The 9,098-nt window shown below is 71.7% G+C and carries 8 protein-coding genes; all 8 read right to left on the bottom strand.

What is annotated here, in order from left to right; genetic code table 11:
* Positions 1-133 precede the first annotated feature (133 nt).
* Positions 134-1,390: a cytochrome P450 gene (locus ACGFX9_RS36220; protein ID WP_393483369.1), complete on the bottom strand. Its 1,257-nt coding sequence runs from the start codon at positions 1,388-1,390 to the stop codon at positions 134-136.
* A complete protein-coding gene (locus ACGFX9_RS36215; RefSeq protein ID WP_393483366.1) occupies positions 1,387-2,010 on the bottom strand; it encodes an ATP/GTP-binding protein in 624 nt (207 codons plus the stop codon). Before ACGFX9_RS36215 ends, ACGFX9_RS36220 begins: the two co-directional genes overlap by 4 nt.
* Positions 1,991-2,377 (bottom strand): DUF742 domain-containing protein, encoded by a 387-nt coding sequence (locus ACGFX9_RS36210; protein ID WP_393483363.1) that lies wholly within the window; start codon positions 2,375-2,377, stop codon positions 1,991-1,993. Before ACGFX9_RS36210 ends, ACGFX9_RS36215 begins: the two co-directional genes overlap by 20 nt.
* On the bottom strand, positions 2,374-2,784 hold the full coding sequence (locus ACGFX9_RS36205; protein ID WP_393483360.1) for a roadblock/LC7 domain-containing protein: 411 nt from the start codon (positions 2,782-2,784) through the stop codon (positions 2,374-2,376). The genes ACGFX9_RS36210 and ACGFX9_RS36205 overlap by 4 nt, the downstream gene beginning before the upstream one ends.
* A gap of 4 nt (positions 2,785-2,788) precedes the next feature.
* Entirely contained in the window at positions 2,789-4,357 is a 1,569-nt protein-coding gene (locus ACGFX9_RS36200; RefSeq protein ID WP_393483357.1) for an ATP-binding protein, read from the bottom strand.
* Between the two features lie 300 nt (positions 4,358-4,657).
* The gene (locus ACGFX9_RS36195; protein ID WP_393483354.1) at positions 4,658-7,537 is read right to left on the bottom strand and encodes a peroxidase family protein; all 2,880 of its coding nucleotides are present in this window, start codon (positions 7,535-7,537) and stop codon (positions 4,658-4,660) included.
* A 374-nt stretch (positions 7,538-7,911) separates the two neighbouring features.
* The gene (locus ACGFX9_RS36190) at positions 7,912-8,313 is read right to left on the bottom strand and encodes a YchJ family protein (protein WP_393483351.1); all 402 of its coding nucleotides are present in this window, start codon (positions 8,311-8,313) and stop codon (positions 7,912-7,914) included.
* Positions 8,314-8,357: 44 nt separating this feature from the next.
* The gene (locus ACGFX9_RS36185; RefSeq protein WP_393483348.1) at positions 8,358-9,059 is read right to left on the bottom strand and encodes a FadR/GntR family transcriptional regulator; all 702 of its coding nucleotides are present in this window, start codon (positions 9,057-9,059) and stop codon (positions 8,358-8,360) included.
* Positions 9,060-9,098 lie beyond the last annotated feature (39 nt).

Raw genomic sequence — 9,098 nt, 5'->3', positions numbered from 1 at the left:
CCGGGGGGGGGGGCGGGGGGGCGCGCCCCCCGCGCCCCCGGGGGGCGGGGGGGGGGGGGCGCGCGGCCCCCCCCCCCCCCCCCCCCCCCCCCCGGGGGGCGGCCCGGGGGGGGGGGCCCCCCCCGACGGCGTCTCAGGCCCCGGCGGTCTGGGGCGAGAACGCGACCGGCAGCCGGTCGAGCCGCGCCTCCCACGTCGAGGCGGTGCTGGTCAGCTCGTCGGGCGCGACGGTCAGGTGCAGCCCGGAGACCCGGTGCAGCAGGACGTCGACGGCCGTCTCGATGATGGCCTGGCCCACGCCCTGCCCCGGGCACTCGTGGGAGCCGCCGCTGAACGCGAGATGGGCCTGGTTGCCGTGCAGGCCGGACGAGGTGTCCGGCCGGACCTCCGGGTCCATGTTGCCCGCGGCGAGGCCGAGGACGAGCAGGTCGCCCGCCTTGACGGGCCTGCCGCCGAGCTCCAGGTCGGCCGTGGCGAACCGCCCCGGGCAGACGGCGAGCGGCGGGGTGTTCCACATGACCTCCTCCACCACGGCGGAGATGGTGAGCTGCCCGCTCACCAGACCGGCCATGTGCGAGGGGTGCGTGAGTATCGACTGCAGGACCCGGGCGAGGAGGTTGCTGGTGGTGGTGTGGGCGGTGATGAGGACCAGCCGCAGATGCCCCAGGATCTCGTCCTCGTCCAACTCGGCCTCGTGACGCAGCAGTCCGGTCGTGAAGTCGGCGCCAGGCTCGGCGCGCTTGCGGTCGGCGAGTACCTCCAGGATCCGCATGATGCGGTCGTTGTGCGCGAGGGCGTCCTCGCCGCCCTTGATGACCTGCGCGCACGAGACGGCGAGCTGCCGTCCCTCGCGTTCGGCGAGACCGAAGAGCCGGGTCAGGACGAGCATCGGGAGGTACTCGGCGTACTGGGCGACCAGGTCGGCGTGCCCCTCGTCGGCGAACGCGTCGATCTGCTTGTTGGCGAAGTGCGTGACGTGCCGCTTGATGCCGCGGTCCGCGAGGGCCCGCAGACTGTCCGTGACCGCCCCGCGAAGACGCCGGTGCGCCTCGCCCTCCTGGGACACGCAGTCGGGACGCCAGCCGACCATCTGCATCAGCGGCGATGTGTCCTCGACCCGTCCCTCCTTCCAATCCCGCCAGATCCGCGAGTCACGGGTGAACTGGCGCGGGTTCTCAAGGACCCGCCGGTTCTCGCGGTAGCCGAGGACCAGCCAGGCGGGTACGTCCCCTTCGAGCAGGACGGGTGCCACGGTTCCGTGCTGCTTGCGCAGGCGGTCGTAGATGGCCTGCTGGTCCTTGGCCGCGTGCTCCCCGTACAGGCGGGCGGGCCCGCCCGGTCCGTCGTGCTGGACCGGGCAGCCTCCGGAGGCCGGGGTCGGGGAGTTCATCGGGCGGCCTCCAGGGCGGCGGTGGAGCGTTCCTTGAGATGGCGGATCAGGGCGATGAGCACATCGCGGCTCGACTCCCGGTCCCTGGCGTCGCAGGCGACGACCGGCGTGTGCTCGGGGATGTCCAGGGCGTCCCGTATCTCATCGACGGGGTGGTCCTGGGAGTCCGGGAAGACGTTGAGGGCGATGACGAAGGGCACGCCCTGGCGCTCCATCTCCTCGATCGCCCGGAAGCTGGACGCCAGGCGCCGCGTGTCCACCAGGACGACGGCTCCGAGCGCCCCCTTGAACAGGCCGTTCCACAGGAACCAGAAGCGCTCCTGGCCGGGCGTGCCGAACAGATACAGCACGAGCTGGTCGCTCAGGCCGATGCGCCCGAAGTCGAGGCTGACCGTGGTCTCGTTCTTGTCGGCCACCCCGATGAGATGGTCGACGTCGATGCTGGCCTGGGTGAGGGTCTCCTCGGTGGTGAGCGGTTTGATGTCGCTCACGGAGCGGACCATGGTGGTCTTGCCGGTGCCGAAGCCCCCGGCGATCATCACTTTGACCGAGCGGCTCTCCGCGGGCAGTGAGCCCGCTGACGTCGGCTGGTCCGGACGGTCAAAGCCTTTGAAGTCCACTGAGTACCTCCTCAAGGAGCGCGAGGTCCGCCCCATGGCCGGGTGTGGAAGCCGGGATGGGATCACGGGCGTCCACCAGGCCTGCTTCGAGCAGGTCGGCCACGAGCACCGCGAGAATGTTGAACGGCAGTCCGAGATGGGCGCCGAGCTCGGCCACCGACAGCGGATCGCGGCACCAGCGCACGATTTCCTCGTGTTCGTGCTGCATGCCGGGGGCGGGGGCGGAGCGGGAGACGATGAGGGTCGCCACGTCGAGGCCGGCGGCCGGCCCGCCGGGACCACTGCGACCGCCGGTGAGCACGTAGTAGCGCTCGAGACCGGACGGGTCCGTGGGCCGTGGGGGGCCGGGCCGGTGGGGGCCGCTCATCCAGGCTGCTCCTCCTGCCGCGGAGTGGTGCCGAGAAGCTCACCCATCCTGCGGGACAGGTCCCTCATCTGATGGCCGAGGAGCCCCTGGTCGAGCCCCTCCTTGGCGAGGACTCCGAGGTAGGTCTCCACTCCGGCCCGCACCACGAAGAGGTGGCCGCCGTCGACCTCGATCATCGCGAGGCGCAAGTGTCCGCCGTACGCGGGGAACTGGTCCGCCACGGGCTGTGCGAGCGCCTGCAGGCCCGCGACCACGGCGGCGAAGCGGTCCACGTCGTCCGGGTCTTCCGCCCCGTACGACGTGATGGCCTTGCCGTCGCTCGAAGCGACCAGCGCGAAGCGGATCTCCTTGATGCTCTCGGTCAGGTCGCGGAGCGCCCAGCTCACGTCGGTCTCATGTTGCGTCATGTGGCTAGTCGCTCTCTTCGGTGCGGGGCTCGACGGTCTCTCGGCCTGCGGTGGCGAAGGCCGCGAGACCGGTGAAGGACGCGTCCGGCGGCGCTACGGGCTGCGCGGGAGTGGCCGCCCGGGCCGCCGGCTTGTCCTCAGCCCCCTTCGGGGCATCGGTGCGCTTGCTCCGGCGCCTGGGCAGGCCGCCCGGGGTGATGTCCGCCGCGGGTCCTTCGGCGGCGGGCTCCTCGGCCGCAGCCACGGCGGGTGCCTGCGGCTCGGTCTTGGACTGCGCCTGGGCCGGTGCCGCTGGTGCCGCGGGTGCCGTCACGGAGGCGGCGGGCAGCCGGCTGAAGTACTTGTGCGGTACGACGACGACCACCGATGTGCCGAGCCAGGGCGAGTCGGCGAAGGTGACCCTGATGCCGTACTTGCGGGCCAGCGTGCCCACGACGCGCAGGCCCAGGTGTGCGTCCTCCGAGAGGCCGCCGAGACCGGGGCCCTCGGCGACGCCTTCGAGCGACCGCAGCGCGTGCAGCTTCTTCTCGTCGGTCAGGCCCTTGCCCGCGTCCTGGATCTCGATGCCGACGCCGTTGGGCACCTCCTTGCCGGACACGAGGACCGGTTCGGTGGGCGGTGAGTAGCGCGCCGCGTTGTCAAGGAGGTGGGCGAAGATCAGCGTGAGGTGGTCCACCAGGCCGCCGTCGACGCCGAGTTCGGGCAGCTGGCGCAGTTGGACGCGGTCGAAGTCCTTGATACGGCCGATACCGCCGCGCACCACGCTGAGCAGCCGCTGCGGCTCCTGCCACTGGCGTCCCGGCCGGTCCGTGCCGCCGAGTACGCCGATGCTCGCGGCCAGACAGTCGGCGGGGCCGATCGCCTGGTCCAGTTCCATCAGGCCCTGGGCGACGGCCGGGGTCCTGCCGTGCTCGCCCTGCATCTCGTGCAGACGGCCACGGATCTTCCCGGTGAGTACGTGGATCCGGCTGCCGATGCTGATGACGGCCTGCTCGGCGGAGGTGCTGCGGTTGAACTCCTCCTCGACGGCGATCAGGGCGGTGCGCATGACCTTGCGCAGTTCGAGCCTGAACTCCGGTGTGAGGTCGGCCTCTTCCTCGAGCGCGAGGGGCAGTACGTCGTCGATCGCCTCGCCCGCGCGCAGGCCCTTGAAGGCCTCGGGGAGGAATTCCCGTGCCAGGCGGGCCACCATGGCCTGCTGCTGGTCGAGCCGCCCCTGCCAGGCCTTGGCCTCGTCGGCCTGGTGCGCCTCGTAGGCGGCGTACCTGTCCTCGTGCTGCCGCTCAAGGGCGGCGACATGCTGCTGCCACTGCTGGGAGTGGTCCAGCTGGGCGGTGCGGGAGTCGTCCGCCGTGCGGCGCAGCTCCTGGCGCGTGCGCAGCAGGAGGCGGACACATGCGGCGGCGGCCACGGTGGCCGCGAGGACCGCTACGGCGGAGGGTATTCGGGCCGGGTCGGAGCCGGCGGCCAGCGTGGCGACGCCGGCGCCGCCGAGGCCCACCGGCAGCAGCCACCAGCTGTACCAGGCCGCGGGTGCCCGGGCTGCCGCCGACGGCGGAGTGGCAAGTTCCATCTGCATCCTCAAACCAACGCGATCGAAGAGTGGACAACCCAACCAAGGGGTCGCACCCATCGCATCTCGGTACCCCAAAAACGGCGGCACCCCCCGATCACCTGCGTGATCCCCCGAACGACAGCGCGACGGCGCCGTGGGACGTGACGGTCTGAAATCGCGTCAACTCACGGCGCTGCAGCGGAGCTTATCTGGTGGAACAGGCAGATGATCAACCCGGTGTGTCACCGGCCGTGGGCCGTGGGTGATCTTCGGCCAGGCCCGGAGCAGGGTGGCTGGATCAAGCGGTCCGGCCGGCTGTCAGCCGGTGCCGTCGCCGCCTCCCCCGTCCCGCGGCTGCTGCACCTGCCGCCACGGCGCGAACGCGCTCGCGCCGCGCGGCATCAGCCCCGCGAGGTCCGGGGCGTGCCGCTGGATCACGGACTTCATGCCGTTGCTCTCCACCCAGTCGATGCCGAGCGGCGTGTAGATCTCCGGGCGGTAGTCGACGGTGAGGAAGCGGTCGCTCTGCAGCCGTCGGGTGGCCATCAGGATGAAGACGCGGAAGGCGGTGTCGCTGAAGCCGAAGCCGGTCGGCGGGTTCTCGGCGAACAGGCCGACCACGGTGTCGATCTCGTCGACCGTGCGGTAGACGTCCTTGAGGCGCGCAACCGTCTCGGGGTCCTGGCTCAGGTCCTCGAAGCGGCTGATGCGCGGCTTGTGCAGGCCCGCGCGGAAGTCGTTGTAGCGGGGCACGCCGCGCCTGCGGGTGCGGACGAGGTCGACGACGGAGAGGTCGATGATCTCGCCGTCGCGCTCGAAGTGCTGGAGCGCGCGAGGGAAGTTGTTCAGGGTGATCGCGCCGGGGTGGGCGATGCCGAACGAGTAGAGGGTGTCGGCAAGGCCCGTCTTGCGGATGGCGGCCTCGGCGGCTGCGCCCTGGATGTCGTTGAAGCCGAGGCTCTCCAGGCGCTGTCCGAAGTGGTGCTCGCGCATCTCGTAGTCGTCGGGGATCAGCGGGTGCATCCGGTAGACGGTGACGAAGTCCTCGGTGAGGGAGTACGGCGCCGTGTGGTGGTCCGGCAGGGTCTTGGGGATGCCGGTGAGCGAGTGGGATTCCAGGAGCCACAGGCCCAGCTTGTTCAGCCAATTGTCGGGCGGGCCGGACCAGTTGGTGTGAAGGCCGAGGTCGATCGCCTCGGTGGCGAGGATCGCCGGAGTCCACTCCACCGTGTGGATCTTGGCGATGAGCGCGGACACGACGAGACGTGCCGTGTGGTAGACGCTGTCCTCGCTCATGGCGGGGTACTCGGAGCGCAGTGCCGCGCAGACCGCGTTGTGCTCGCGGGCGAAGAGGGTGTGCATCGCGCTGAGGCCGAGCCACCAACTGTCGTTGAAGCCGGTGAGCGGGATCCCGTTCTGGCCGACGGGCAGATGGCCGTCCTCCAGGCGTAGGTTGGCGCTGCCGTCGGGCTCGCGCAGGAACTTCGCGGTCCGCTCGTCCGCGCCGTACACCTCGGAGCCGTCCCACCAGTGGGATGCGGTGTTGGCGAAGACGATCGGGGGCTGCCCGCCGGGGAGGTGGATGCCTTCGTTCTCGGCGAAGCGCATCACGTTCTCGGGCGGCCCGCCGGGGGTGTTGTGCCAGGTGCTGCCGGGCGGCAGCGGGACCTCGACGGCCTTGCCGCCGACGGGGTAGCGGCGGTGGTTGACCCAGTCGTGGACCTGGAACTGGATCCAGGCGGCGGCCAGGATGTTGAGCGAGGTCGCGGGTACGAAGGCGTCGCGCGTCAGGAGTTGACGGCTGACGGTGACCGGGTTCGGGGTGTCGAAGAGGTCGGGGCGGTAGTCGGGCTTCAGGTTGCGTCCGAACGCCGCGCCCACGGCTCCCATGGAGGGCGCGGAGAGATCGTTGTACGACCCGTCGTAGGACCGGGCCGTGCGCAGCCGCTCATCGGCCGGCGCGGGCACGCGGGCGGCCTTCGGCGGCGCCTCGGGGATGTCCGTGTCGATGAGGTTGAGGCGCCTCAGTACCTTGCGCAGGAAGACGAGGTTCAGCAGGCTCGCCTCCAACGGCAGCCTGTACCACGGGACATAGCGGTTGAGCGCGCCGAAGAACCCGCCGGTCGGGATGGAGAGCACCTTGTTGCGCAGCGGCTCCTCGGTGCTGAAGCGCAGCCCCTGGCGGTGGGCGGCGCTCGCTTCGTACGCGGCCTTGCGGGCGCGGTTGAGATTGCCCAGGGGGCGGAACGCGTCGGTGGTGTACCAGGGGTTGAAGGCGAGCTCCTCGACCCGCCCGGCCGCCGCCTGCGCCTCGTTGGTGGTCAGGTCCTGGCGCGGCACGGTGAGACGGCCGATGACCACCGCGGGCGAGACGGTGTCCTTCCACTCCACGGAGCCGTCCTCGATGGGCGTCTGCTCCGCGTCGACGTACCGCTGGACGCACAGCTCGAAGGCGACGTCCGACGTCACGAGACGGTGCGCCAGTTCGCGGTGGAGGAAGCCCGGGTCGCGGCGTTCGGGCTTCGGCTCGGGGGCGGTGCCCGCGAGGGGGCGCAGGAGGTAGCGGACCGGCCCTGCCTCGCCCCAGAGGATGGCGCCGCGGCTCCAGTAGGTCTCCCTGGCGAGGCTGTTGACCGTATGGCGGGTGGCGGCCCGCACGTTGTGCCGCATCCGGGTCGCGGTGGAGAGCCCGACGGCGAGCGGGAGTTTCACGAAGAGGCCGAAGGCCTTCCGCAGCGGGTTGCCCGCGCCCGCCATGGCCTTGGCGAAGGCGACGAACTCGCGGGCGTCGCGGGCGTGCGACACCGGGAAGCTGGTGGCGAGCAGATCGTGGCTCTCCTCGGCCGACACCGTCACGCGCACGGCGACGCCCCGCAGGTCGGCCGTGGCGTCGGGCTGCCGGACGCCGCTCGCGTTGGAGAGCCGCACGGTCGCCGGGTATGCGGCGCCGGGCTGCGCGAAGCCGCCGCGCAGGGCTTCGGGCAGGTTGTCGTCGAAGGTGAGGCGGGCGTTCTCCACGCCGAGCGCGGGCTTCGCGTGCTGGGTCCGCGCGAGAGAACCGGCGCCCGAGCTGCGCCGGTTCTTGGCCTGGATCCTCATCATCTCGCGGGCCAGACGCTCGAAGAGGCGGTGTTCCGCCTCGGGGCTGCCGCCCACGTAACGCTCGTAGGTCTGCTCGTACTGTCCGGTGTCGGCCATCAGGCGCTTCCTTCGCACGCAGGCGTACGGGACGGGGGTCAGGCCCTGTCGTCGGGCCTCCGTCGTCCGCCCGCGGGGCAGGCGGAAGTGCGACGGCAAGGGCCTAGGACGCTACTGGCGCCACCGGACGCCCGCAGCGCGGGTTCCCGCCTATGTGCGGGGCTCTCCGCCGGCCTCAAACAGGCAGGCGGGCGGGGGCATTTGGGCCCGTCGACGCCCTGAGGTGTCCGTGCGGCCCGGCGCGGGTGATCGTCCGGCCGCCCCTCCGGGGCCTCCCTTCCCCAGCAGCCCCAGGAGAGCCGCGGGCCGGTGGCCGGTCCGTGACGGGTGCAGGGGGGGCGGGCCTGCCCGGCGTACGCGTACGCCGGGCAGCTCTAGTCGATGAAGGCGCCGTCCACGTACACCCACGCCCCGTCGACGCGCTCGAAGCGGCTCCGCTCGTGCAGCGCGTCCGGGCGGCCCCCGTCGGTGTAGCGGGCCCGGAACTCGACCGTGCCGGTGGCGTGGAACGCGGTGCCCTCCGCCGTGTCCAGAATCTCCAGGCCGACCCAGCGCATGCCCGGGTCGAACGTGACGTAGGGCGGGCGGGTGCGGGGGTGCCAGGTGCGCAGGAGGTATGCCTCGTCCTGTACGGCGAAGGCGCAGTAGCGGGAGCGCATCAGCTCCTCGGGCACGGCGGCCGAGGCCTCGCCCCGGTGCAGCCGTCCGCAGCACGTCTCGTACGGCTCGGGGTGGCCGCAGGGGCAGGACCGGGGGTGGGGGGCACGTCGGGACATGGGAGTCATTGTCCCCGACCCCGGGGGCGGGGTGGCCCTGCCCCCTACGGGGCCAGGATGTCCAGCTCGTGCAGCGCACCCACGGCGATCTCCCGCGTCAGCTCCTCCGCGCGCCCCGCGTCCCCTTCCCGTACCGCCTCCGCGAGCCGGACGTGCAGGGTGACGGCGGCCGGGTCCGGGTCTTCGAACATGACCTGGTGGTGGGTGCGGCCCGCGAGGACCTCGGCGACGACATCGCCGAGGCGGGCGAACATCTCGTTGCCGGACGCGTTCAAGACGATCCGGTGGAAGTTGATGTCGTGGAAGAGGTAGCCCTCCAGCTGCTGTCCGCGTGAGGTGGCGACCATGCCGAGCGCGCACTCGGTGAGGGCGGCGCACTGCTCGGGCGTGGCGTGCTGGGCGGCGAGACCCGCGGCTGCCGGTTCGATGGCCGAGCGCAGGACCGTGAGGGAGCGCAGCTGGCGTGGCCGGTCGGCGCCGGCCAGACGCCACCGGATGACCTGCGGGTCGTAGACGTTCCACTCCTCGGTGGGCCGCACGGTCACACCGACCCGGCGCCGGGACTCGACGAGGTGCATCGACTCGAGCACCCGCACCGCTTCCCGTACGACCGAACGCGACACCTCGAAGCGCTGGGCCAGCTCGTCCGTGCGCAACACACTGCCCGGCGGGTACTCGCCTCCGGTGATGGCGGGCCCGAGGCTTTCCAGTACGCGAGCGTGCAGCCCACGGGCCTGATCGGTCATGACGTCAGGGTATGTGGGGGCGGCCGGGAGTTAAAAGTC

It is taken from the genome of Streptomyces sp. NPDC048436 (assembly GCF_043200355.1).
In the GTDB taxonomy this organism is placed as follows: Bacteria; Actinomycetota; Actinomycetes; order Streptomycetales; family Streptomycetaceae; genus Streptomyces.
This window is presented reverse-complemented; position numbering and strand designations above follow the sequence as displayed.

Excerpts from the sequence above, each read along its gene's own strand:
- ACGFX9_RS36220 (WP_393483369.1), bottom strand. The coding sequence starts at position 1,390 with ATGAACTCCCCGACCCCGGCCTCCGGAGGCTGCCCGGTCCAGCACGAC.
- ACGFX9_RS36210 (WP_393483363.1), bottom strand. The coding sequence starts at position 2,377 with ATGAGCGGCCCCCACCGGCCCGGCCCCCCACGGCCCACGGACCCGTCC.
- ACGFX9_RS36205 (WP_393483360.1), bottom strand. The coding sequence starts at position 2,784 with ATGACGCAACATGAGACCGACGTGAGCTGGGCGCTCCGCGACCTGACC.
- ACGFX9_RS36200 (WP_393483357.1), bottom strand. The coding sequence starts at position 4,357 with ATGGAACTTGCCACTCCGCCGTCGGCGGCAGCCCGGGCACCCGCGGCC.
- ACGFX9_RS36195 (WP_393483354.1), bottom strand. The coding sequence starts at position 7,537 with ATGGCCGACACCGGACAGTACGAGCAGACCTACGAGCGTTACGTGGGC.
- ACGFX9_RS36190 (WP_393483351.1), bottom strand. The coding sequence starts at position 8,313 with ATGTCCCGACGTGCCCCCCACCCCCGGTCCTGCCCCTGCGGCCACCCC.
- ACGFX9_RS36185 (WP_393483348.1), bottom strand. The coding sequence starts at position 9,059 with ATGACCGATCAGGCCCGTGGGCTGCACGCTCGCGTACTGGAAAGCCTC.